This is a genomic window from Pseudomonas segetis (genome assembly GCF_900188155.1).
GTDB classification, from domain to species: domain Bacteria; phylum Pseudomonadota; class Gammaproteobacteria; order Pseudomonadales; family Pseudomonadaceae; genus Aquipseudomonas; species Aquipseudomonas segetis.
In genome coordinates this window covers 173,569-196,939 of sequence record NZ_FZOG01000001.1, presented here as the reverse complement: position 1 = coordinate 196,939, position 23,371 = coordinate 173,569, and the positions used below count along the sequence as shown (strand labels likewise).

18 protein-coding genes are annotated in these 23,371 nt (G+C 55.9%); 12 read left to right on the top strand and 6 right to left on the bottom strand.

The genetic code is table 11. The annotated features are described in order from the left end of the window. Positions 1-93 precede the first annotated feature (93 nt). Positions 94-1,098, bottom strand: a complete 1,005-nt coding sequence (locus tag CHB79_RS00950; protein ID WP_089358602.1) for a DUF2860 family protein — start codon at positions 1,096-1,098, stop codon at positions 94-96. Between the two features lie 626 nt (positions 1,099-1,724). Beyond that, on the bottom strand, positions 1,725-2,423 hold the full coding sequence (locus CHB79_RS00945) for a cytochrome P460 family protein (RefSeq protein ID WP_089358601.1): 699 nt from the start codon (positions 2,421-2,423) through the stop codon (positions 1,725-1,727). A gap of 477 nt (positions 2,424-2,900) precedes the next feature. Between CHB79_RS00945 and CHB79_RS00940 the strand changes: the two genes are divergently transcribed. The 12 genes from CHB79_RS00940 (at position 2,901) to CHB79_RS00885 (ending at position 20,141) form a co-directional block, all read left to right on the top strand. Continuing rightward, entirely contained in the window at positions 2,901-3,881 is a 981-nt protein-coding gene (locus CHB79_RS00940) for an AAA family ATPase (RefSeq protein WP_089358600.1), read from the top strand. A gap of 14 nt (positions 3,882-3,895) precedes the next feature. After that, complete coding sequence (locus CHB79_RS00935) at positions 3,896-4,846, top strand: DUF58 domain-containing protein (protein WP_089358599.1); 951 nt, start codon at positions 3,896-3,898, stop codon at positions 4,844-4,846. Continuing rightward, on the top strand, positions 4,843-5,349 hold the full coding sequence (locus CHB79_RS00930; protein WP_089358598.1) for a DUF4381 domain-containing protein: 507 nt from the start codon (positions 4,843-4,845) through the stop codon (positions 5,347-5,349). The genes CHB79_RS00935 and CHB79_RS00930 overlap by 4 nt, the downstream gene beginning before the upstream one ends. After that, positions 5,336-6,337 carry a vWA domain-containing protein gene (locus tag CHB79_RS00925; protein ID WP_010484533.1) on the top strand — a complete coding sequence of 334 codons (1,002 nt, stop codon included), beginning with the start codon at positions 5,336-5,338 and terminating at the stop codon, positions 6,335-6,337. The genes CHB79_RS00930 and CHB79_RS00925 overlap by 14 nt, the downstream gene beginning before the upstream one ends. 1 nt (position 6,338) lies before the next feature. Then, positions 6,339-7,937 carry a VWA domain-containing protein gene (locus CHB79_RS00920; protein ID WP_089358597.1) on the top strand — a complete coding sequence of 533 codons (1,599 nt, stop codon included), beginning with the start codon at positions 6,339-6,341 and terminating at the stop codon, positions 7,935-7,937. Next, positions 7,934-9,253, top strand: coding sequence for a BatD family protein (locus CHB79_RS00915; RefSeq protein ID WP_089358596.1), 1,320 nt, complete (start codon positions 7,934-7,936; stop codon positions 9,251-9,253). Before CHB79_RS00920 ends, CHB79_RS00915 begins: the two co-directional genes overlap by 4 nt. Before the next feature lie 31 nt (positions 9,254-9,284). Then, entirely contained in the window at positions 9,285-10,292 is a 1,008-nt protein-coding gene (locus tag CHB79_RS00910) for an HAD family hydrolase (protein WP_089358595.1), read from the top strand. 98 nt (positions 10,293-10,390) lie between these two features. Further along, positions 10,391-11,977 carry an arylsulfatase gene (locus tag CHB79_RS00905; protein WP_029529367.1) on the top strand — a complete coding sequence of 529 codons (1,587 nt, stop codon included), beginning with the start codon at positions 10,391-10,393 and terminating at the stop codon, positions 11,975-11,977. A 180-nt stretch (positions 11,978-12,157) separates the two neighbouring features. Then, the gene (locus tag CHB79_RS00900; protein WP_089358594.1) at positions 12,158-14,629 is read left to right on the top strand and encodes a fused MFS/spermidine synthase; all 2,472 of its coding nucleotides are present in this window, start codon (positions 12,158-12,160) and stop codon (positions 14,627-14,629) included. 162 nt (positions 14,630-14,791) lie between these two features. Continuing rightward, complete coding sequence (locus CHB79_RS00895; protein WP_245851315.1) at positions 14,792-15,976, top strand: BamA/TamA family outer membrane protein; 1,185 nt, start codon at positions 14,792-14,794, stop codon at positions 15,974-15,976. Positions 15,977-16,173: 197 nt separating this feature from the next. Then, positions 16,174-18,696 (top strand): penicillin acylase family protein, encoded by a 2,523-nt coding sequence (locus CHB79_RS00890; RefSeq protein ID WP_089358592.1) that lies wholly within the window; start codon positions 16,174-16,176, stop codon positions 18,694-18,696. 332 nt (positions 18,697-19,028) lie between these two features. Continuing rightward, positions 19,029-20,141 carry an AI-2E family transporter gene (locus CHB79_RS00885; protein WP_089358591.1) on the top strand — a complete coding sequence of 371 codons (1,113 nt, stop codon included), beginning with the start codon at positions 19,029-19,031 and terminating at the stop codon, positions 20,139-20,141. An 18-nt stretch (positions 20,142-20,159) separates the two neighbouring features. On the opposite strand, the gene umuC is transcribed toward CHB79_RS00885, so the two are convergent. The 4 genes from umuC to dcd form a co-directional block, all read right to left on the bottom strand. Continuing rightward, the gene (gene umuC / locus CHB79_RS00880) at positions 20,160-21,434 is read right to left on the bottom strand and encodes a translesion error-prone DNA polymerase V subunit UmuC (protein WP_010484524.1); all 1,275 of its coding nucleotides are present in this window, start codon (positions 21,432-21,434) and stop codon (positions 20,160-20,162) included. Continuing rightward, complete coding sequence (locus tag CHB79_RS00875) at positions 21,427-21,852, bottom strand: LexA family protein (RefSeq protein ID WP_089359177.1); 426 nt, start codon at positions 21,850-21,852, stop codon at positions 21,427-21,429. Before CHB79_RS00875 ends, umuC begins: the two co-directional genes overlap by 8 nt. A 263-nt stretch (positions 21,853-22,115) precedes the next feature. Next, positions 22,116-22,343 (bottom strand): hypothetical protein, encoded by a 228-nt coding sequence (locus CHB79_RS00870; RefSeq protein WP_010484521.1) that lies wholly within the window; start codon positions 22,341-22,343, stop codon positions 22,116-22,118. A 221-nt stretch (positions 22,344-22,564) separates the two neighbouring features. Then, positions 22,565-23,131 carry a dCTP deaminase gene (gene dcd, locus CHB79_RS00865; RefSeq protein ID WP_010484519.1) on the bottom strand — a complete coding sequence of 189 codons (567 nt, stop codon included), beginning with the start codon at positions 23,129-23,131 and terminating at the stop codon, positions 22,565-22,567. Positions 23,132-23,371: the final 240 nt, after the last annotated feature.

The following is a 23,371-nucleotide window of genomic DNA, read 5'->3' as shown; positions in this document are numbered from 1 at the left end:
CGGGCCTTGGGGCGGGATGTTTCAGCGCAACTGCTTTCGACAGCCCGTATGGCCTGCCGAAAGCAGAGGTTGGGAGTGCTCCAGCCGTGAGGCTTAGAAGTTGTAAAGCATACCCAGGCTCAAGCTCTTGATGCTGGTGTCATAGAAGTCGATGTTGCTGTCTTCCTCACCGTAGTTGGCAACCACACGGGCGCGCCAGTTCTTCATGCCAAACGGCTCTTTGTAGGTCGCGGCGAAGGAAATACCCATGCGATCCAAGTCGGCCTTTTTGTCGTAGATCGGGTTGCGGTCATCGCTTTCCAAATGGCCCGCAGTCAAGTTGGTCACCAACTCCCAGCGGTCAAAACCTGTGTAAGCGTAGTTAAGTTCCATTTGATAACCATCCATGGCCATGGCATCGCCATCGAGGTCACGATTGATGTAGCTAAGTGTCGGGATAACAATATGGTCTCTGCCAATACCCCAGACATAACGTACATCGAGTTTATTTTCGTCACCTTCACGATCAAGCAGCTTGCGCTGCGCTGAGCTAAGGCCCAAGGCCTCACCACTGTCTTCATCGTCTATATCGATCTTGCGATGGGTATAGGTGACGTCGAAACCGGATTCAAAGATGTGTTCCCAAGACATACGCGCACCGGAACTAGTGCGGTCGGTTTCCTTGCGCTTGCCATTAACCAGGTATGGATCTTCCCAGACCTCAACAGGCGTGGAAGCAAGCAGGCTGGCGCTGATATTACCGAGATGGCCGATACCTTGGCGTACACCCAAAGCGAGAGTGCCGTCCTGGGTTAGGAAGTCCTCAAGCTCGGTACCACCAAAAAACTCGGTACGACTGCCTTGCAGTTTATAGGACAGGCCAAAAGCAGGAACGATTTTGCTAAAGCTCTTGCTGTCTGGGGAACTATTCAATGAGTCGATATGGCTGTCGCTGACATCTGTGCCGGCCAAGGTTGCAACTGTGTTGCTCTCCATGCGGTTGGCGCTAGCTCCCAGATATGCATAGCCACTGAAGCCATCTTTCTTTGGGATTCGGTCAAACGCCTGGGCTGAGCAAGCCACTGCCAAACCAAGGGTCGTCAAGATAAGTCTACGCATTTGTTACTCCTGTAAAACGCAGCTGGGCACGAGAAAAAATTCTTATTGGCTGAGGTTTCAAAACACAGACAAAGCAGCATTTGTACTTGACCGTATTATCCTTGGCTCAACTTTAGACGATTTATACAGCAACCGATGTATTTCAACTGCAAGAATATGGTATCGCGCGACGGAATCAAACAGTGGCCTGTGCAACTTTCCAACCGCCTGTGCCTTGCGCCACTGGCTAGTTGGAACTCAGTCCGCGCTTGATGGTGATGACAATCAAACGATGAAGTAGGTCGAGTTGAAGTTAAAACACCTGAAGACGTCGCAGATAGGATCTGAATTCAAGCATTTCGAGACGTGGCTCGCACTTTCGACCAATAGACCTGAGCCAGTGGGTTTGCAGGCTCGGACATCATGCGGCCAGCAACCCCTTGCAAGAGCCCTGCCCACACAGCCTGCAGAGGCCTGAAGAGTCCACCGCCAAAGGCTCGCTGGACATGCTAGCCAATGCAGCCCTACGCATTCAGCACAAGCGCTCTTGGAGCCTCATGATTTTGATGGCCTGAGCAGGGCTGTGTACAGACCAGTACACAGCCCTGCTACATAAATAAGCTGGGTTCAACCCATAAGCTCAGGGCTTATTGCAGCCCCAAGTGCAAGTCACTGAAGACATAATCCGTGTCTTTGGCATTGGCCACATGGCAACCCGCACATTTTTCATACGGCAGTACCTTGGCGGTCTGCGGATATGACTTGTCGTCCTTGGCAGGGCCATAAGAGAAGTATGCCCAGTTACCTGGCGCATTAGGGAAGCGGGCTGCATCCTTGACCATATAGGTGACGCCAAAGAAATCATTTTGGAAGATTCCCTTGCCGTGACTCGTCACGCAAACACCAGTGGTCTTGTCACACTTGCCAATGCTCTGCGGCCAGTGCTTGCCATTGTTCTTGCTGCAACTGCCGTTGCTTTTGTCGCAATCCTCGGACAGACGCGACTCACTGAACTCCTTGACGAACTGGGTACCGTCAGGCCATTTATTGGTCGCCTTGTATATGGCCAGTGCGGTTGGCTCGACATAGGTATTGCCGAACTGGACGCCTTCTCTGACGCTGCCATCGAGAATGGTTCTGCTGCCTGGCGGTGTGGCGAATGTTCCGATATGCGTCCAGCTCCGATACCCCTCGGGGATGTGCGCTGTCTGAGCATCGACGAATTTGGCTTTAACCCCCTCATCGAGAGACTCGGCTGCCTGGGCAATGCTGCCAATCGCAGTGAGCGAAAAAGCGAGCAGAAGCCATTTTGGGGTGTTACTGAGGATTTTGGCGCTACTGAACATAGTAATCTCCCTATCTATTTATGTTGCTCCAACCATCACGGTGCGACGAGCCTCAACGGCTTGAGTATCCCCTGGAAAACAGGGTATTGGTCACCACGACCTGTCGCCCGAGCAATTAAATCGGGCTTGCCCAACCCACGACCCAAACTTTAGTATTGCCAAAATGATTTAACGAAATTGTAAGAGCCTTCCTACAAGCTCAGACATTAAAGTAGCCAGCTCGAATGCCTCCTGCAGAGGTTCAAACTGGTCAGCCTCAGAGGCAAAGCTTTATAACAATTGCGCGCATTGATTCTTCCAGCAAAACAAGCGTTAAGGACAACCAAGCCGCTTGCTGAAATTGAGTTACCAGCTACATTTAACCGAGTATTTCGGGTTCTAAATACCTGCATGTAAAATCTCGGTTCTTACTGCCGAAACCATGCGCTTTGGTGTAAGGGACTGTGTAAGTACGGCGTCGTTTTCAAGGAAATGTTCATGGATAGCAGAGAACAAGTTGTACATTTGGAACGCTTTGTCGGCCAGCGAGTTCTTGGGCAACAACAGACCATCAAATATGTGATCCTCGGATTATTAGCCAACGGTCATATCCTGCTGGAAAGTCTTCCAGGCCTTGCCAAGACCCGGACAGTCAAGGCACTGGCCGAGCATCTTGATGCCCAGATGAGCCGCATCCAGTTCACGCCAGACCTATTGCCCTCGGACATTACTGGCGGCGAAATCCTCCAGCAGGTCGATGGCCAGAACCAGATCAAATTCCAGCCAGGGCCTTTGTTTGGCAACGTCATACTTGCCGACGAAATCAACCGTGCCCCGGCAAAAGTCCAGGCGGCCTTGCTCGAGGCGATGGAAGAGCGGCAGATAACCGTCGCCGGGCAGACCCACCCGATGTCGCAACTGTTCATCGTATTGGCGACACAAAACCCGATCGAGCAAGAAGGCACCTATCCCCTTCCAGAAGCGCAGATGGATCGCTTCCTGATGAAACTGGTGATGGATTACCCGCATACGGACGACGAAGCCCAGGTGCTGCGCATGCTCAGGGCCGAGGACCAGGCCGAGCATCAAGCCAAGTCCGCCGAGCAGGAGGTTCGCCTGGCCCAGGAAGTGATTTTCGCCGCGCGCCAGGAAGTGAACAAGGTGCATGTCTCAGAGGCGATAGACCGCTACCTAATAGACCTGATCAACGCGACGCGCTATCCCGCCGACTACGACACCGACCTCGCCCGCTGGATCCATATTGGCGCCAGCCCACGCGGCGGCATCAGTCTGGACAGGGTTGCCAGAGCCCACGCCTGGCTGGCAGGCAATGACTTCGTTTCACCGGATGATGTTCGCGCCGTTATACACCCCGTGCTGCGACACCGGTTATTGCTCACCTACGACGCAGTGGCCGACGGTGTAAATGCAGATCAAGTGCTGGACCGTTTGCTCGACAAGGTGGCAATACCCGCCTGACTAGGAGCAGTACCATGCAGTCTTCCAAGACCGCTGCAGACGGATTCGTTTACGCATCATTGCCGCAACTCATGGCATTCGAGTATCGCGCTCGCGGCCTGAGCTTTATGGCTCGCCAGTCGCTATCCAGTGTCCTGTCCGGCAATCATGCTTCTCGCCTGCGCGGCCGGGGCTTGAGTTTCGACGAGTTGCGCCACTATATGCCTGGCGATAATTTACGTCATCTCGACTGGCGCGCCTCGATGCGCTACGGCAAACCCTTTGTGCGCAGCTATACCGAGGAGCGCGACCGCCCGACCTTGGTTATTGTCGACCAGCGCATGAGCATGTTTTTTGGCTCGCAACGTAACTTCAAGTCAGTCACAGCGGCAGAGCTGGGCGCGCTTTGCGCCTGGATCGCGCTGCAAGCGGGCGACCGTGTAGGTGGCCTGGTATTCGGCGATGACCGCATCGAGCATATCCGCCCTTTGCGCAGCCGTTCGCGGGTCGAAGCCCTGTGCACAAGCATCGTTCGGCAAAACCATAGCTTGTCCGCCACCCAGCCTGATAGTGAATACGCGGACCAGTTGGACCAAGCCCTGCGCAACTGCCTGAGCCTGGCTGGTCACGACCACCTGATCTGCATTATCAGCGACTTTGCGGCGACCAGTGAACGCACGCTGCAACTGCTTAGAGAGCTAAAGACCCACAACGATGTAATCGCCATGCAGGTTTATGACCCCATTGCCCTGAATCTGCCGAGCACGGGGCGACTGATGGTCACCCAGGGCGAACTGCAAGTCGAACTGGAGGTTAACCACCGTCGGGTCAACAAACCATTGGGCGAGTTTCTCACGGGACGCCTGCGTCAAGTAGCGGAAATGCTGAGGCTCAGCCAGGTGCCTTTGATGATGTTCAGCACCGGTGAAGACAGCCTTGAACAGCTCAGGCAAGAGTTGGGCAGGCTTGCCCAGGTCCCGCGATGACAGCGCCTAGCACACCAAGCATCAGCCAGTTGCAGGAATTGCCGCTGCCAACACCCGCGTTTAGCTATTTTCCGCAAACCTGGGGCTGGCTCGTATTGTTGCTGGTTAGCCTGCTTATCTTCACCACCTGGGCATTTCTGCGCTGGCGTCGATGGCTTCGCAACCACTATCGCCGCGAGGCTTTATTGCGCTTGTCGCAACTGCAAGATGCCTCCACGGATAAAGACCTGCGCCTGGGCGCCTTGCGTGAACTTCCTGAACTGCTCAAGCGCGTGGCGCTGTCGATGCCAAACGCCCCCGAGGTGGCCAACTTGAGCGGCGCCCAGTGGCAAGGCTTCTTGCAAAGTACAAGCCCTGCCCCTCTGCCCGCTGACCTTAGCCAACAACTGGCCCTGCTGGCCTATGCGCCACAGGCACAACTGCAGGCATTGGAGCCCGAGCAGATCGACAGCCTGTTTAGCACCTGCAAGCAATGGATCGAGGCTCACCATGTGGCAGCTTGATTACCCTTGGCTGATGCTGCTGTTGCCGTTGCCCTGGCTGACGTACCGTTATTTGAGCGAGTACCGCGAGTCTCGCAGTGCCGTTCGCGTTCCATTTTTCAGAGCCGTGAGCCAGGCAGCTGGACAGGTCCCCGGCCAGTCCAAATCCAACGGTGCCCGCTGGCAGCTGCTGATCAACCTGCTTGTCTGGACGCTGGTATTGCTCGCCTGCGCTCGCCCGGTCTATGTTGAAAAGCCTATTGAACATACCCAGCCAACCCGCGACCTGATGCTGGCTATCGACATTTCCCAGTCGATGGAGACGCGTGACTACAGCAACGCCAACGGCGAGCAAACCGACCGCCTCAGCGCGGTCAAGGATGTCGTTCGGGATTTCATTGAAGAACGCAAGGACGACCGCATTGGCCTGATCGTGTTTGGCACTGGCGCCTATCCACAGGCACCGCTGACCCTGGATCATGCCAGCCTGCATATTTTGCTCGATGAAGTAGGCATCGGCATGGCCGGCCCCAACACCGCATTAGGCGACGCCATAGGCCTGACCATAAAACTGCTGGATAAAGCCAAGGAACAAGAAAAGGTCCTGATCCTGCTCACCGATGGCAATGACACCGGCAGCGCAATAACACCCGACCATGCAGCTGACCTGGCGGCCAGCAAAGGTATCGTCGTGCACACCATCGGCATTGGCGATCCCCAGGCCACTGGCGAGTCGAAGGTCGACCTGCAAATGCTGGAAAACATCGCCAACATTACCAACGGCAAATTCTTCCGTGCCGACGACCTTAGTGCGCTGAAGCAGGTCTATGACACGCTTGACCGGATCACTCCGCACAAGGTCAAGACCTTCAGCCATCAACCCAAGCGCGACCTGTTCTGGTGGCCGCTGGGTGCTGCCCTGCTCTTGCTTGCATTGAGTCATTGTATTTCCGCCATCGCCGTGCGCATGTCCTCGATGGCCGCCCCCCAGTCACAACAGGAGCGCTGAGATGGATATCGACCTGAGCGCCCTGCACTTCCTTCGTCCTCTCTGGCTACTGCTCATACTGCCAGGCATAGCACTGCCCATCATCTGGGCGCACCGCCACGACCTGAATCGTCAACTGCGGGGCGCCATCGCACCGCACTTGCTCAAGCACCTGGTAATAAAGCCGCAGGACAACCAGCGTCTACGTCCCGTGCACCTGCTTGCGGCACTACTCATTCTGGGTGCGATTGCCGCTGCTGGCCCGACCTGGCAACAGGATCGCCCGGATTTCCTTGATGATCGCGCACCGCTCATATTGGCCGTGGACTTGTCGCCCTCGATGGATGCGGACGATGTACCACCAACGCGCTTGAGCGCGGTACGCCATAAATTACACGACCTGATCGAGCGCCGCGCCGGAGCACGCACAGCATTGATTGCCTATGCAGGAAGTGCTCACCTGGTGTTACCGGCAACCGACGATCCAGCGTTGCTCGATACCTTCCTGCAAGCACTATCCACCGGCCTCATAAATAAAGCAGGGCATGACGTGCTGGGCGTGATCGACCAGGCCAAGCGATTGCTGGAAGCAGAAAAAAGCCCCGGAACCCTTGTTCTGATTACCGACGGCGCCGATCCTGCCCTGAACAAGCAGATAGACGAGCATCTCAAGGGCGTTGACCTACAGGTTCTGGTTCTGGCCGTAGGCAGCAAGCCTTCAATCGTGGTCCGCAATGCCCAGGGGCAACCGCAGGTTGATGCCGATGGCCGCCCAGTGGTTGCCAACTTTGACAGCAAGGCACTGCAAGCACTCGCCGACGCGGCCAATGCGCCACTGGGAAGCCTGACCCTCAACGACGATGATCTTGACTGGATAGAACTGCACGCCCAGCGCCACTTTCAAGCAATCAGCGACCAAGGGAAGCAGATTCACTGGAAGGATGCTGGCTACTGGTTGTGCTGGCCATTGTTGCTGATCGCCCTGTTTTGCGTACGCCGCGGCTGGCGCGTGCATTGGCTGGCCAGTCTGGTGCTTGCATTCGGGCTCGGCTTGCCAGCAGCTCCGGCACAAGCCGGAGCACTGGCCGATGCCTTTTTCACTGCGGATCAACAAGGCCGCTGGGCCTTCGAGCACCAGCGCTACCCACAAGCGGCGGCTCGCTTTAGTGATCCTTATTGGAAAGGGGTCGCCGCTTATAACGCCGCCGACTATGACGCCGTCCTCGTCAACTTCGCCAACCAGGATAGCGCCCAGGCATTCTTCTATATGGGCAATAGCTACGTACGTTTATTCCGCTTCCCCGAAGCGATTAGCGCATACCAGCATGCACTCAAACTGCAACCAGAATTTCCTCAGGCCACCAGCAACCTGGCCCTTGCCCAGGCCCTGCAGAAAGACTATGAAAACCAGCAGGAAGCTGGCACACCTGACGAAAAACCGGATGAAATCAAGTTCGATAACAAATCCGATCAAGGCAAGGACATCGCCCAGCCAGTGGCCAAGGCAGCATCCGATCAACTTTGGCTGGATAACCTGACCACCTCGCCCGCTCGCTTTCTCAAGCAGAAGTTTGCACTTCAAGACGCCAAACGCCAGCAGGAAACGGAGGCCTCGCCATGAAGCGCCTGATCCTGCTTCTTGTCTTGTTACTGCCCTGGCCGGCGTTGGCCGATGAGCCAAGCGTGCTTGTCGACAGCCGCCTGGTGCCGGAAGCACAAGTGTTAGTCGGCGGCACCATAAATCTCGAAGTCGACCTGCTCGTCGACACCTGGTTCACCAGTGCGCCCCAACTGCCTAAACTGGAACTGCCGGGCGCGATTGTATCCGCTCCAAGCTCGGAAGCGACCCACCTCACTCAAAGGCGCCAAGGCAAAACCTTTTTTGGCTTGCGCTTCACCTACCGGATCACGCCACAACAAGCGCAGACCTTCGATATTCCTGCGCTAAGCATTCAACTGCAGCCCGGGCAAGGCAGCAAGCCACAGACGGTACAAACGCAGGCCCAAAGCTTCAACGCGGTACAACCCGTCGGTGCCAGCCACGACAAGCATGTATTGGTAGCCAAAGAGGTCACCTTTACCCAGAACATTGTTCGCTCCCACGACCCGCTACGCGTTGGCGATAGCATCAGCCGTCAACTCAATATCCGCGCGATAGATGCGCAGGCACTGCTGATACCGGCACCTGAGGCAGCCGAAATAGAGGGGCTTAAACACTATGTTCAAACGCCTGAAATCCAGCCACTGGATGACGGTCGAGGTGGCATTACTGGCGGTATACGTAACGACACCCTGACCTATGTTGTCAGTGAGCCGGGCAACTACACACTACCCGCGATCGAATTGAAGTGGTGGAACCAAGCCGGGCAGCAGCAGACAGCATCAGTGCCCAAGGTCAGCTTCAAGGCCCAGGGTCAAAGCAGCTACAGTGGGCCGTTTTCAATTAGCGAAGACCTGCGCCAGCTGGGCCGAAATACTCGCGTGCATATCGCACGCCATTGGCTGCTGCTGAGCGGCTTGACCCTCTTTGCAGTTGCCATGGTTTATTTCGGCAGACCTTACTGGCAGCGCGGCTGGCAATCATTTTTACGCAAGCGAGCAGCGCGTCGGCAGGCTTGGCTTGACTCACCTGATTACGCCTGGCAACAACTTCTGGCACGACTGAATGATCAAACCTTGCCCCTTGACGAGCTATACCGTTGGCTCAAGCGAGATACCGATGAAAATACCTTCATCGGTGCAACCGAAGACTTGCCCTCGCATCTTAGAGAACAGCTGCTAACCTTCCTGAACGACCGTTACGCACTGAACCCGTCCCCTCTAGCTGGGGTTTCAGAGCGAAAAAAGGTGCTGTCTGAAATCCGTAAATTACTAAAACAGCGGCGTTCACCCGCCTCAGTGACAGGCCAGCTAAAACCGCTAAACCCAACACACTAAAACACTGGTAATGCTAAACAAGGATGGCTCTATGCTTGGATTGAATACACAAACGTCATGGCGCGGGCTGGTCGCACTATTGCTGGTTTTACCCATGCTGGCGCAGGCGGCCGATGAACTACCGTCTTGGAATGATGGCCCCTCGCGTCAGGCCATCGTAGAGTTTGTCCAGGCGGTCACCAGCGAAGGCAGCAAGGATTATGTGCCGGTTGCCGAGCGCATTGCCGTGTTTGATAACGACGGCACCTTGTGGAGCGAACAGCCGATGTACTTCCAGCTGCTATTCGCCCTGAGTGAAGTCAAACGCCTGGCACCACAGCACCCTGAGTGGAAAACCGAACAACCCTTCAAGGCCGTCCTCGAAAACGACCAGAAGACCCTTGCCGCCAGTGGCATGGAGGGCCTGATGAAGATCGTTGGTGCCACTCATACAGGTATCAGCACTGCAACATTCAAAGAGAATGCCGAGCGCTGGCTGGCCAGCGCCAAACACCCAAAATCCACAAAACCATTCACTGAAATGGTGTTCCAGCCAATGTTGGAATTACTTGACTACCTGCGCGCCAATGGCTTCAAAACCTACATCGTTTCGGGTGGCGAAGTGGAATTTATGCGGGTCTTTGCCGAAGAGGTCTACGGCATTCCACCTGAGCAGGTGATTGGTACCACCTTCGTGACTAAGTTCCAGGACCAGGATGGCAAGTACTCGATCCTGCGTGAGCCCAAGCTGGCGCTTAACGATGACGGCCCGGGCAAACCGGTGAGCATCCAGTCAGTTATCGGGCGTCGGCCAATTTTTGCTTTTGGCAACTCTGATGGCGACCTGCAAATGCTGCAATGGACTACCGCAGGTGAGGGCAAGCGCTTTGCAGGCATAGTCCATCACACCGATGCCAAGCGCGAATGGGCCTATGACCGTGACAGCAAGATTGGTCGCCTGGACAAGGCGCTTGATGCCGCCAAAGCCCAAGACTGGACCGTCGTAGATATGGCCGGGGAGTGGAAAAACATCCATCCCTTTGAGTTGAATCAGCCTTAGGCTTTTTTCAATCAAAACGCCAGTAATCGCTGGTACATGTACTAACCTTTTAAACCACTGCTGTAATCGTCAAATTCGTACACAAAGGAAATACGAGCATGAGAACCCCTCGAAAATGGATACCGCGAGTTGCACTCGCGATGGCTACAGCCATAAGTGCCTCAGCTGCAATAGCCGCAGACAAACCCAATATCCTGGTGATATTCGGGGATGACGTCGGCCAGACCAATATCAGTGCCTACGGTCAGGGTGTTGTCGGCTACGAAACACCGAACATCGATAAGATTGCCGCAGCGGGTATGAAGTTTACTGACTACTATGCTGAAAACAGCTGCACAGCTGGACGCTCAACCTTCATCACTGGCCAAACCATTTTCCGCACAGGCCTTTCGAAAGTAGGTCTGCCTGGAGTTCCGGTAGGCCTGCAGGATCGCGATATCACCATTGCTCAGGCGCTCAAGCCACTTGGTTATGCAACCGGCCAATTTGGTAAGAACCACTTGGGGGACCGTGACGAATACCTGCCGACCAACCATGGTTTCGATGAGTTCTTCGGCAACCTTTACCACCTCAATGCTGAAGAAGAACCTGAGCGTGAGCTCTGGCCGAAGGACGATACAGAATTCGTCAAGAACGCTTCTCCACGGGGTGTAATCAAATCCACTGCTGACGGAAAGATCGAAGACACTGGCGCGCTTAATAGCAAGCGCATGGAAACCATTGACGACGACACGACTCAAGCTGCAATCAACTTCATCGAGAAACAAGCTAAAGCGGACAAACCCTTCTTCGTGTGGATGAACACCACACGTATGCACTTGTTCACGCACGTACGTGAATCGATGCGAGGTCAGAGCGGGATGCCTGGCAATGAGTACGCTGACGGGATGATCGAGCACGACGAAGACGTCGGCATGCTACTCAAAAAGCTGGATGACTTGAAAATTGCCGACAACACCATTGTGGTTTACACCACAGACAACGGTCCTAACCAGTTCTCCTGGCCGGATGCGGCAACCACGCCATTCCGTAATGAGAAGAACTCTAACTGGGAAGGTGCATACCGAGTACCGGCAATGATCCGCTGGCCGGGCCATATCAAGCCAGGAACCATTTCCCGTGAAATGTTCTCTGGGCTCGACTGGTTCCCGACACTGCTTGCAGCGGCCGGTGATACTGATATCAAAGAAAGGCTTTTGAAGGGGACCGACGTAGGCGGTAAAAACTTCAAAGTACACCTTGATGGCTACAACCAGCTGGACTACCTGACAGGTAAAACCGACAAGGGTGCACGTAACGAGTTCTACTACTTCAACGATGATACCGATTTGGTCGCCATGCGCTTTGACAACTGGAAAGTTGTTTTCTGTGAGCAACGCGAACCTGGTGGTATGAAAGTCTGGAGCGAGCCCTTCGTCTGCCTTCGTCTACCGAAGATTTTCAACCTGCGGATGGATCCGTTTGAGCGGGCGGATATTGTTTCCGACCAGTACTACGACTTCTTGACCAAGAACGTGTACATCACCGAGCAGGCGACTCAGCGAGCAGCCAAGTTCTTGCAAACCTTCGTCGAGTATCCACCTAGCCAACGTCCAGCGAGCTTCAGCATCGACCAGATTCGCGCAAAGATCGATAAACAGATCGAAGCCAAGATGCAAGAAGCAGAAGCTGCGAAAAAACAGTGACGTAACACTTGGCGCCCGCTTGCTTGGGGCGCTATCTTGAAAACCTGCGACGGGGCAACCTGTCGCAGGTTTTCTCATATCAGATAAGGCACTTTTTTGATGTCCTCAGCCGCCAAATCATCTCGTGCCCGATCTCGTGGTGCGGTTGCTGATACCTCTGTAAACCTTCTTGCCCTACCCATGCTGATTCCCGTGCTGTTGCTGCTTATTTCCGGCTGCGCAGCCTTGGTCTATCAGGTGCTTTGGGTCAAACAACTTTCTTTGGTGGTCGGGGTTGAGGTCTATGCCATCACCACGGGCATCAGCGCATTCTTTGCCGGCCTGGCCTTGGGCGGCTTGATTTTCGGTCGTTGGGCCGATCGCCTGAGTCGTCCGATTCGACTTTATGCAGCCCTGGAAGTGATAGTGGCTGTGCTCGGGATTGCGGCCACTTATGCCTTGTCGCAATCGGCCGGCCTGTTCGCTCGGCTCGAAGGCAGCATCGGCTTGCTTGCCTGGCTGCTGCCCTTTGCATTGGTCGGCATACCCGCGTTTTTCATGGGTGGCACATTACCGGTTCTGGTGCGTGCCTTGTCACCTGCCGAAGGTCACCTCGGTGAAGCGGGTGGCCGCCTGTATGCCGGCAATACCGCCGGGGCAATCGCTGGTACATTACTGGCGGCTTTTATCCTGATTCCACAATTAGGCGTCACTGGGAGTGCCTACGCTGCGGCCATGCTTAACTTGCTTGCCGGTGGCGGAGCCTGGCTCGCACGGCGCAGTGATCAAAGGCTGCCTGAACCAGCAGTCGCATCCCCTGCTCCGCGTTCAAACATGGCCCGCCTGGCCATTGTCTTGTATTGCATCGCCGGCGGCGTAGCACTTGGCTACGAGGTGGTCTGGACACAATCGATCGTGCCCTTCATGAGCACCCGCGCCTTCGCGTTCTCCGTGGTCTTGGCCACCTATCTCACCGGCTTGGTACTGGGTAGCGCCTTATATGCGCGCCGCGCCGATCGCATTGCCGATCCCTGGGGGCTATTCGGCCTGTTAATCGCCGCCGCCGGCCTGCTCGCCTTGCTGCAGATTGCTGGGCTGGGCCGCTGGTTGATCATTGCCCAGACCCAGGCGGAGTTCTTAGTACTGCAACTGACTGGCAATGACCTCGCCGGAATGTCTGCCCGCTTTGCTGTCGCCGCGCTATGCGTAGTGTTCCTGCCCACGACCTTACTTGGGGCGGCCTTCCCGCTGGCGTTGCGCCTAGCGGTCAACAGCAGTCACGTCGGCCGGGATGTCGGCGCCGTGGTTGCGCTCAACACTCTCGGCGGTATTGTCGGGGTGGTGCTCACCGGTTTCGTCCTGGTGCCTGAACTGGGTCTGGTGCGAACCCTGGTCGTGCTGGCCGTAATCGCGGCATTGATCGGCGCCGTAGCCGTGCTCAAAGGTGCAGCGGTAGGCAAGGGAATGCGCTTCGCCGTTTTGACACTTGGCCTGGCCACCCTCATCGGCGGGGCACTTACGCCGCCGCAACGGCTTGCTGATCTGCTACCCGGGGCGCGCAACGGCAAGATAGTGTTCTACAAGGAAGGCCGTAGCGGCACGGTCGCTGTGGTCACCCAGGGTCGAGCCGAACGCCAGTTCAACCGCCTGTATATCCAGGGCGTTTCCAATACGGGCGACGCCATGCCTTCGCTGCGCTATATGCGCCTGCAAGCACTGCTGCCGCTGCTGATCCATAAAGGCCAGCCGCAATCGGCGCTGGTCATTGGCTTTGGCACCGGGATCACCGTCGGAGCCATGTTGCGCTACAGCGACCTGAAAAAACCGGTGGTCGCCGAACTGCTGCCGGAAGTGCTCGAAGCCGCGCCACTGTTCAACGGTAACTATAACGCCGCAGAAAACCCGCAACTGGACATTCGCTTACGCGACGGCCGCCGTGAACTGCTGCGCAGCGCCGAGCGCTACGACCTGGTGACCCTGGAGCCACCGCCACCATCGGCCGCCGGAGTGGTCAACCTGTATTCCCGGGACTTCTACGCTCTGGCTGCCAGTCGCCTGCAGCCCGGTGGACTGGTTGCCCAATGGCTGCCACTGCCTACGCAGAACATCGAAGACAGCCGTTCATTGGTGCGCAGCTTTATTGATGTATTTCCCCACGCCACGCTCTGGACCACCGAGCTCCACGAGATGCTGCTGATTGGCTCGCTGGAGCCTATATCGCTATCAGTGCCTGATATCGAGCAACGCTTCGAGCGCCCACAGATTGCAGAGTCGCTAAGGGAGGTGGGGATTGATACCCCTGCGGCGTTGCTCGCGACCTGGATCACCGACCGCAAGGGGCTCGAGCGCTTTGCCGGTGATGCGCCTGCTGTCACCGACGATCGCCCACGTATCGAATACGCTCCCTGGGTACGCTCGAAGGAAATCACTCGCGTGTTGCCAGCGCTGCTTGAACTCCATAGCGCCCCTCCACTGGTCGATACTGATGATGCCTTTCGTGCCGAGGTCGCCAATAACTGGACACGCCTGCAGCACTTTTACGCAGCGGGCCTGTTCTCCTACCAGCGCGATCGCGAAGGCTGGACCCGCGAAGTGCGCCAATTGCTGAGGACTGACAGCAATAACCCTTACTACAGCTGGTTTCTGGGCCTACCTGAAAGCCGGTCAAACTGACGCCAACTGCCGTGCCCTGCAGCCACACTGCGGGGCACTCAGCTGCAGTAGCGATTTAGTCGAAACCGGCCCCTGAAGCTCAAAACAATATCCAAGCCCTTTAGTCCAGGCTTAAAAAGGCCGAACTATACTGCAATTCAAATTCCGCCCGAGCCTCTCCGGATGAGTTTGAGAACATGGTCGTACTTACCCTGCTTGTGGGCATTGATCCAGCCATCCTGGGCAAACGCCGACTTCTTCAACAAACATATGATCGACCCCGATGACGGCCAGTTCGACACCAGCAGTTACTTGTCCGAGGTGCCCAATGGATTCCTGCCAGTCCCGAGCCTGATCACTGAACCGGCAGTTGGTACCGGGTTGGCGCTGGGTGCGCTGTTCTTCCATGAGTCCGATGAGCAACGCAAGCAGCGCAGCCAAAGCCAGGCAATGCTGCCTGAAAACATCAGCATCCTTGGCGGCATGGGTACGGAGAATGGTACCTGGGGCGCCGCCATCGGCCACCTTGGATTCTGGATGCAAGACAGCTTGCGCTACCGTGGTGTTCTGGCCTATGCCTCGCCCAACCTCGAGTTTTATTCGCTGCCACGTATCGGTGACCTGGGTAAATCGGTTGAGTTGAACCTGGAAGGCCCGGTGGTCTTCCAGGATCTCAAGTATCGTCTTCCCGGGACCAAGGTGTTCATCGGTGGCCGCCAGCTGTACCGCAAAGTGACAAGCAAGCTGGTCAGCTCGCCAGACCTGTCGAATTTGCCAAGCGCCGTACGGGAGTTTCTTCAACGGCAAACGGATAAATCAATCACAACTTCCGGCCTGGGACTGGTGTTGGAGTACGACAGCCGCGACAACCCCTTCAACCCGCAAAAGGGTTATTACTACTCAAGCAATTACAGCCTGTTTGACGACAGCATTGGCAGCGATGTCGAGTACAGCAGCTATCAGATTTCCGGCTTGAACTATTGGCAGCTCAATAGTCGCTGGAACCTGGGATTGCGCCTGCAGGTCGACGCCGTCAACGCCCGTGGCGACGAAACCCTGCCGCCTTATGTTCCGCCCTTCATCGACCTGCGTGGCGTCTCGAAATCGCGCTATCAAGGCAACAGGGTCACGGTCGCGGAAATCCAGTTGGACTATAAGCTGAGCCCACGCTGGACGCTGGGAGTGTTTACAGGAACAGGCCGCGCTGCCGAGCACTTCAATGAGCTCGGCAGCGCCGAGGAAGTCAACAGCTATGGCACAGGTTTTCGCTACTTGATAGCCAAGCGTTATGGCCTGGTGATGGGCGTGGATGTTGCTGCAGGCCCAGAAGACAATGCGGTATATATCCAGACCGGCTCAACCTGGTAATAGCAACAAGGCATGCTGCTGGATCGTGGCTAAATGCCTGCCGAAAATATCAATCCAGCGCTTGCCAGTTAATGCGCCGCTGACTAACTTACGCAGCGCCAACCAAACAGCTCAAACAGCCCGCAACCCTGGCCTCCAGCCTGCTAGGCTTTGCTGAATGAATCATCGACCCGCTCCACCCGTCAGGAGTTTGCTGCATGCAATCGCGTGTGTTTCGTCCAACAGCCATATTGATCAGTGCCGTGCTCGCGCTCAGCGGTTGCCAATCGTTTCTAAGCAGTCGCTACGCTGATAGCGTGCCTCCGGAACAAGGCATAGTCGCGGTTAAAGGTTTGGCCAAGGGAGCGGTCGTCAGGCGCAATGCCCTGGGCATGCCGCTGATTGAAACCAGCACCCTGCATGACGCCATTTTCACCCTTGGCTATGTGCATGCCGGTGACCGCCTCAGCCAGATGGTCGGCATGCGTTTGCTCGCGGAAGGTCGCTTGTCGGAAATGGTTGGCCCCGGCGCGCTGGAGGTCGACCGGCTGATGCGTGCAGCCAACCTCAGGCAAAGTGCCGAGCAGCTGTACAAGGGAGCATCGCCACGCCTGAAGAAGATTTTCGAGGTGTATGCACGCGGGGTGAACGCCTATATGTTTCGCTTCCGTGACAAGTTGCCGATGGACCTCGCCGAATCTGGCTACCGCCCCGCGTACTGGAAAGCTGAAGACTCGGCGCTGCTGTTCAGCCTGATCAACTTCGGGTTGTCGGTCAACCTGCAAGAAGAAATCGCCGCATTGGTCATGGCGCAAAAAGTCGGCAACGAAAACCTCGCCTGGCTGCTGCCGACTTACCCGGACGAACCCCTGCCCTTTGCCGAAGCCGACAAGCTCAAGGGCTTGAGCCTCAGCGGTCAGATCAGCGAATTAACCGCCATCGACTCAGCCATTCAACAAGTGGCAGACACCCGTTTGCTCAGTGTTGCCGCTTCCAACAACTGGGCAGTAAGCCCGCAAAAGACCCGCAGCGCAAAGAGTTTGCTGGCCAATGACACCCACTTGCCATTGTCATTGCCGTCAATGTGGAGCTTCGTGCAAATCCGCGCGCCGAAATACCAGGTGGCGGGTGTCTCAATCGCAGGCGTGCCTGCGGTGGTTGCAGGCTTCAACGGCAAAGTCGCATGGGGCATGACCATGGTCATGGGCGACAACCAAGATATATTCCTGGAGAAAATCAAGCGCCAGAACGGCCAGCTCTACTACCTCGCCGAAGGTAAGTGGCAGCCTGCCAAGCAGCGCCAGGAGACCTTTTTCATCAAGGGCCAGAGCCCCGTACGCGAAACGATTTTTGAAACTCGCCACGGCCCGCTGCTGAACTCGGTATTGGGTGAACGCAAGCACCCGCTGCAACCGATACAGATCAGCAGTGGCTACGGGCTGGCCTTGCAAACCGCACAATTGGAGTCCGACCAGAGCCTCGATGCCTTTTTTGACCTGTCCCGTGCGCAGTCGGCCGAACAAGCATCGACCGCCACCCGTGAAATCCGTGCAATACCGCTGAACATTGTTTTTGCCGATGCCGAGCATATCGGCTGGCAAGTCACTGGTCGTTTCCCTAATCGGCGCGCCGGTGTTGGCCTGATGCCCTCCCCCGGCTGGAGCAGCGAGTACGACTGGGACGGCTATGCAGAACCGATGCTCCATCCCTATGATCAAGATCCGCAGCAAGGCTGGATCGCAACCGCCAACAATCGCACCGTACCGCGCGGCTACGGCATGCAGCTGTCCAACTCCTGGCATTACCCTGAGCGCGCCGAGCGAATCGCCCAGTTGCTCAACAGCGGCAAGCAAGACCTGCGCAGCACCAAAGCCATGCAGTACGACCAGACCACCCTGTTTGCCGGCAAGCTGCAAAGCATGTTCGAGGCTCCAGGCATGGCCGAGCAGCTTGCGCAAGCAATCAAGGCAATGCCGCCAGCCGATGCCGCCAATGCACGCAATACGCTGAAACGGCTGATGGCCTTCGATGGCAAGCTCGCGGCCAATTCGGCTGACGCAGCGCTGTACAGTGCGTTTTTGCATGAAAGCGCACGGCAGACATTCCTCGATGAGCTGGGTCCCGATACCAGCGCGGCATGGAAGGCGCTGGTCGAAACCGCCGGCATCTCCTACTCCGCCCAGGCGGACCATCTGCTCGGCCGTGATGACAGCCCGTTCTGGGACGATATCAACACCCCGCAGAAAGAAACCAAGGCCATGATCCTGGCACGCAGCCTGAGCGCCGCCGCCAGCTTCACACAAGCCAAGCTCGGCAGCGATCCGGCAGGCTGGCAGTGGGGCAAGCTGCACAGCTACAACTGGATCAGCGACAGCAGCAAAGCGGCGCCCATGCTCAGCGCCAGCCAACGCGCCAGCTTAAGTACCATCGGCAGCTACCTTGATCGCGGCCCATACCCTGCCGGTGGCGACCACAGCACCCTGAATGTCTCGGCTTACCACTGGGGACAGGACTTCGATACCTGGTTGATTCCAGCCATGCGCATTGCCGTCGACTTTGGCCTGGACGAACCTTTCTACGGGGTTAACAGTTCCGGGCAATCAGGCAATCCAGCCAGTGACCACTACGCCGATGGCATTGATGCATGGCTCAAGGGCCAATACATGAGCTTTCCGTTCAAGTCGCAAAATATCGATAAGGTCTACGGCAACAAGCGCTTGCTGCTCACGCCCGGCAAATAACCCAGATTTACCAACAATCATGGAACCAATTGCTCAAGTAGCACTCTGAGTTAATGGACTTACTCCATGATCATCGTTTAGGGCGCCCTTTGGTGCCCTTTCTTTTGCCTGAAATTTAGGTGCCCCGCCGGCAAACCAGGCAATGGGCGATGACAAAGCCTGATTTTTCTATTGGCTGTGACTATCGACCCACAGTCGCCAATCTAATCTACTTAGCCAAATCAGCCGCGGACATGCAGCCCTCTTGTGTCTCATAGCATCTCTGGCAAGCGGCTATGCTGTAGCTAAACACGGGTTAGACCTCACGCCCAGCCATTCAGAAAGGAACTCAAATGTCGCCTACCTCGCCTCCCGAGCTGCAGTTTTCGCGCACCCTGCTCGATACCTTTATTCGCGCCGCGCTGATAGCGGCCCTGGTTTATGGCTGCTATCAGGTTTTTCACCCATTCCTGAGCATGATGCTCTGGGCATTGATACTGGCCGTTACCCTTTACCCATTGCATGGCATGGTCAAATCACGCCTGACCAGCCGCAGCGGCCATGCGGCGTCATTACTCGTGGCACTGGCAATTGCAGTGTTGCTGATCCCGGTGTATTTCCTCGGCAGTTCACTTACTGAATCCGTCCACGTTGCAATCGAGACGGTCAAAAGTGGCAGCGTGCATATTCCGCCGCCACCCGCCGTCGTTGAAAGCTGGCCGGTAATAGGTGGGCCACTCTACGGTTTCTGGACAAATGCAGCCTCTGACTTAACCGGCGTGCTGCAGACGGTGGCGCCACACCTGAAAGGGGTTTCCCTTGGCCTGCTGAGCAAGATCGCCGGTGTCAGTGTTGGCTTTTTGATCTTTATCGCCTCACTGATCATTGCCGGCGTGATCATCGCTTATGGCGAAACAGGCCACAGGAGCGCCATTCGCATTTCTGACCGCATCATCGGCACAGACCGCAGCCATAGCTTTATTACCCTGTGCGTCGCGACTATTCGCGCCGTTGCCCAAGGTGTAATCGGCATTGCCTTTATCCAGATGGTGGTGATTGGCATCGGCTTTATCGTGATGGGTATTCCGGGGGCGGGCCTGCTGGCGATGGTGGTATTGCTGCTGGGCATCATGCAGTTGCCCCTGCCGTTGGTCACTATCCCGGTGATCGCCTTTGTGTTCTTCACTGAAGGCGCCACGTTGGCCACCATTATATTCGCCATCTACACCTTTATCGGCGGCTTGCTGGACAACATCCTCAAGCCGATACTCTTGGGCCGTGGCGTTGACGTCCCCATGCCGGTAATTCTTATCGGCGCCCTGGGCGGCATGCTGGCGGGGGGCATTATTGGTTTGTTCATCGGCCCTGTCGTGTTGGCCGTTGGCTACAAGCTGTTCTGGCAATGGGTCGATGCCGGGCAAACGCCTGCGGTGCAAACTGAAAGCGTGACCCAAGACACGCAATAACCATGCACCACAGTGGAGCTACTTGACGCGCCACAGTTGATCAAGCCGGGTTGTATAGCCCGGGCTCATCAACTCGCGGCGCATGCCCCACTCCGGCATTGCCGGCACACCGCAAGGGCGTACCGTGCCTTTGCCCCACTTGGCATTAATTGAGTCCAGAACCTGCATGACTTTATCGCTTGAGGCGGCCTGGGCGCCTGTGAACATATCGTCAGTAAACTCTCCACGCTGGCACAGCTCAAGCAACAGCACTTCGGCCTTGCTGAAGGCATAACCCGGACTAAAGGCATTCTCCAAGCCAGCCATCGCAACCTTGGTTATCAACCGCGTATCGTCAGTCGGGTAAGGCAACTCGCAAACCACACCTTTGGCGAATTTCGGCTCGTCAGGATTGAACATGCCAGTGCGCAGACTCACCCTGACCTTTTTGCACAAGGAGCCCTGGGCACGCAGCCTTTCACAGGCACGCGCGACATATGTAGCCACAGCCTCACGAATGGGTTCGATTTTTTTCAAGCGATAGCCAAACATTCGACTGCAACAAATTTCCTGCTTGGCCACAGCCAACTCTTCGAATTTTAGACAGGACGTGCCGCGTAGCTCCCGCGCGGTTTTCTCGATGACAACGCTGAAGCGCTTACGCAGCATCCAGGGATCCGCCTGGGCCAGGTCCCAGGCGGTCTTGATCCCCATGCGGGTCAGGTGCTGAGTCATGTTTCGGCCTACACCCCATACATCACTGACGTCACAGGCCTTGAGCAGCTTGTCGCGCCGCAGCGGATCAGTGATATCGACGACGCCATCGGTCTGGCGCTGCCAGCGCTTGGCAGCATGGTTGGCCAATTTGGCCAGGGTACGAGTACCGGCAATACCCACGCCGACTGGCAAGCCCGTATAAAGCTGCACCCTCGCGCGGATTTGCTGCCCCAACGGCTCAAATGGCGGCTTCATACCGGTTAGATCAGCAAAGGCTTCATCGATTGAATACACCTCAACAGCCGGAACCAAGCCCTCAATAGTCGCCATCACCCTCTGGCTCATATCACCGTATAAAGCGTAATTACTGGAGAACGCGAGGATACCCTTCTGCCTGAGACGTTCCTTTACCTGGAAATAAGGCTCGCCCATTTTCACAAAAGGCTTGGCGTCGGCGCTGCGAGCAATAACGCATCCATCGTTATTGCTCAACACCACTATCGGCACCCTGGCCAGATCAGGCCGAAAGACACGTTCACAACTGGCGTAGAACGAGTTGCAGTCAACCAGGGCATACACCTTGCCCTGTTCAGACATGGTGGCGCACGCTGTAGCGCATGACGCCCCAAACGCTGAACTCATCGCCAGCCAGTACTGGACGTGGCGCATAGGCCGGATTTTCCGACCTGAGCACATAGCCACCATGTTCTTTGTGCAGGCGTTTTACCAACGGCTCGTTATTCAGCGCAGCAATCACTATATCGCCGGCCTTGGCTTCGATTGCGCGGTCAACCACACCCAAATCGCCATCAAAGATTCCGGCACCGATCATGCTGTCGCCCGCGACTCGCACCAGAAAGGTTTGCGGCAGACGTAGCCCAAGCAACTCATCCAGAGAAATTTCGCGCTCGATATGATCCTGCGCCGGTGACGGGAATCCGGCAGGCACATGAAAGGAATAAAGAGGCAACTCAGCTCCGCCAACAAGCTGGAGGCCGTGGTACTGGAAATACATGACGAAAGCCCATAAATACTGGTCATGCATACAGTACATTTTAATTAATGCTTTCGCCAAAACTTCAGACGAACCGTCCAGTATAGGCAGCACCTCTGCGCACAAGGCACCAGTTGCACAGCGTTACGCTGGACAAATACCGACCATTTATCGGCATCTACTGAACCAAAGACACAGACGGACACTCAGAGAGAGTGGACTTACTCCATGATCATTTTTAGGGCGCCTCTGGCGCCTTTTCTTTTGCCCGGCATTAACCAGGCCTACTCCTGCGCGATCCCCGTAACGGTAATCGCGTACCGTTCCAGAAGTTGCACTGCAGGCGTTTGTTCCTCATGGGGCAGCTCTTTGGGAGGCAGGGGCTTGAGGTTTTGCTCAGCCATGCGCAGCACCAACTCAACAGCCTCATCAATGCTGGGTTTTTGCGACGATTCAAACTCAAGACTCTCGGCGCTTTCATCGTGGTTATAGGTAATTCGCCAAACCGGCATAAAGCCTCCTCAATCTAAGGTTATGAACATCTAACCGCTATTCGGGCCTACAACCTTAGAAAGCGCAGAGCGATGACAGTTCGTTAGCGTTACATATTGAAAGCTATTGGATCGATCGTGGCTGAAGCAACATCAATCATCACACTGACCCGGTTGCTCAAACAGATTCTGCAGATATAAAAAAGCCCCGCAGTTTGCAGGGCTTTTCCAAAGTTTTGGAATCAGGCTTTTGGCAAGGTCACGCCACGTTGGCCCTGATACTTGCCACCGCGGTCCTTATAAGACACTTCGCACTCTTCATCCGACTCCAGGAAAAGCATCTGCGCCACGCCTTCGTTGGCGTAGATTTTCGCTGGCAGCGTCGTGGTATTGGAGAACTCCAGTGTAACGTGGCCTTCCCACTCGGGTTCAAGCGGGGTGACGTTGACTATGATGCCGCAGCGCGCATAGGTGCTCTTGCCGAGACAGATGGTCAGTACATTGCGTGGAATACGGAAGAACTCGACCGTGCGCGCCAGGGCAAATGAGTTCGGCGGGATGATGCAAACATCACTTTTCACATCAACGAAACTTTTTTCATCAAAGTTCTTGGGATCGACAGTCGCCGAGTTGATATTGGTGAAAACCTTGAATTCATCCGCGCAGCGAACGTCGTAACCGTAGCTTGAGACACCGTACGAGATTAATCGCTCGTTGCCCTCGGTACGTACTTGGCGCTCAACGAAAGGTTCGATCATGCCCTGTTCTTGGGCCATGCGGCGAATCCACTTATCCGATTTGATGCTCATGGCGGGCGTCCTGAGGTTAGTAATGACACAAAAGTGAGCGCATCTTACCGGGGCTGGCGGTAGGGTTCAAAGTTTGCCGTCGAATGTGCAAAAACTGAGCAATTTCTGATCCATCAGTCGTTAAATAACAGAAAGGTGCACACAGTATTCGCGCTTAGCGTGAAAAACGAGTATGGTGCTTCCACTGTGCTGCATGTGTCACCGCGAATCGCTACTTGATGCCTAGATTTCGATCCAAAC

Bases quoted from the DNA above. Each gene is read 5' to 3' on its own strand.
- umuC (WP_010484524.1), bottom strand. From the start codon at position 21,434: ATGTCTGAACAGGGCAAGGTGTATGCCCTGGTTGACTGCAACTCGTTC.
- CHB79_RS00935 (WP_089358599.1), top strand. From the start codon at position 3,896: ATGCAGTCTTCCAAGACCGCTGCAGACGGATTCGTTTACGCATCATTG.
- CHB79_RS00920 (WP_089358597.1), top strand. From the start codon at position 6,339: ATGGATATCGACCTGAGCGCCCTGCACTTCCTTCGTCCTCTCTGGCTA.
- CHB79_RS00950 (WP_089358602.1), bottom strand. From the start codon at position 1,098: ATGCGTAGACTTATCTTGACGACCCTTGGTTTGGCAGTGGCTTGCTCA.
- CHB79_RS00870 (WP_010484521.1), bottom strand. From the start codon at position 22,343: ATGCCGGTTTGGCGAATTACCTATAACCACGATGAAAGCGCCGAGAGT.
- CHB79_RS00900 (WP_089358594.1), top strand. From the start codon at position 12,158: ATGCTGATTCCCGTGCTGTTGCTGCTTATTTCCGGCTGCGCAGCCTTG.
- CHB79_RS00890 (WP_089358592.1), top strand. From the start codon at position 16,174: ATGCAATCGCGTGTGTTTCGTCCAACAGCCATATTGATCAGTGCCGTG.
- CHB79_RS00895 (WP_245851315.1), top strand. From the start codon at position 14,792: ATGAGTTTGAGAACATGGTCGTACTTACCCTGCTTGTGGGCATTGATC.
- dcd (WP_010484519.1), bottom strand. From the start codon at position 23,131: ATGAGCATCAAATCGGATAAGTGGATTCGCCGCATGGCCCAAGAACAG.
- CHB79_RS00945 (WP_089358601.1), bottom strand. From the start codon at position 2,423: ATGTTCAGTAGCGCCAAAATCCTCAGTAACACCCCAAAATGGCTTCTG.
- CHB79_RS00905 (WP_029529367.1), top strand. From the start codon at position 10,391: ATGAGAACCCCTCGAAAATGGATACCGCGAGTTGCACTCGCGATGGCT.
- CHB79_RS00915 (WP_089358596.1), top strand. From the start codon at position 7,934: ATGAAGCGCCTGATCCTGCTTCTTGTCTTGTTACTGCCCTGGCCGGCG.
- CHB79_RS00875 (WP_089359177.1), bottom strand. From the start codon at position 21,852: ATGTATTTCCAGTACCACGGCCTCCAGCTTGTTGGCGGAGCTGAGTTG.
- CHB79_RS00940 (WP_089358600.1), top strand. From the start codon at position 2,901: ATGGATAGCAGAGAACAAGTTGTACATTTGGAACGCTTTGTCGGCCAG.
- CHB79_RS00885 (WP_089358591.1), top strand. From the start codon at position 19,029: ATGTCGCCTACCTCGCCTCCCGAGCTGCAGTTTTCGCGCACCCTGCTC.
- CHB79_RS00925 (WP_010484533.1), top strand. From the start codon at position 5,336: ATGTGGCAGCTTGATTACCCTTGGCTGATGCTGCTGTTGCCGTTGCCC.
- CHB79_RS00930 (WP_089358598.1), top strand. From the start codon at position 4,843: ATGACAGCGCCTAGCACACCAAGCATCAGCCAGTTGCAGGAATTGCCG.
- CHB79_RS00910 (WP_089358595.1), top strand. From the start codon at position 9,285: ATGCTTGGATTGAATACACAAACGTCATGGCGCGGGCTGGTCGCACTA.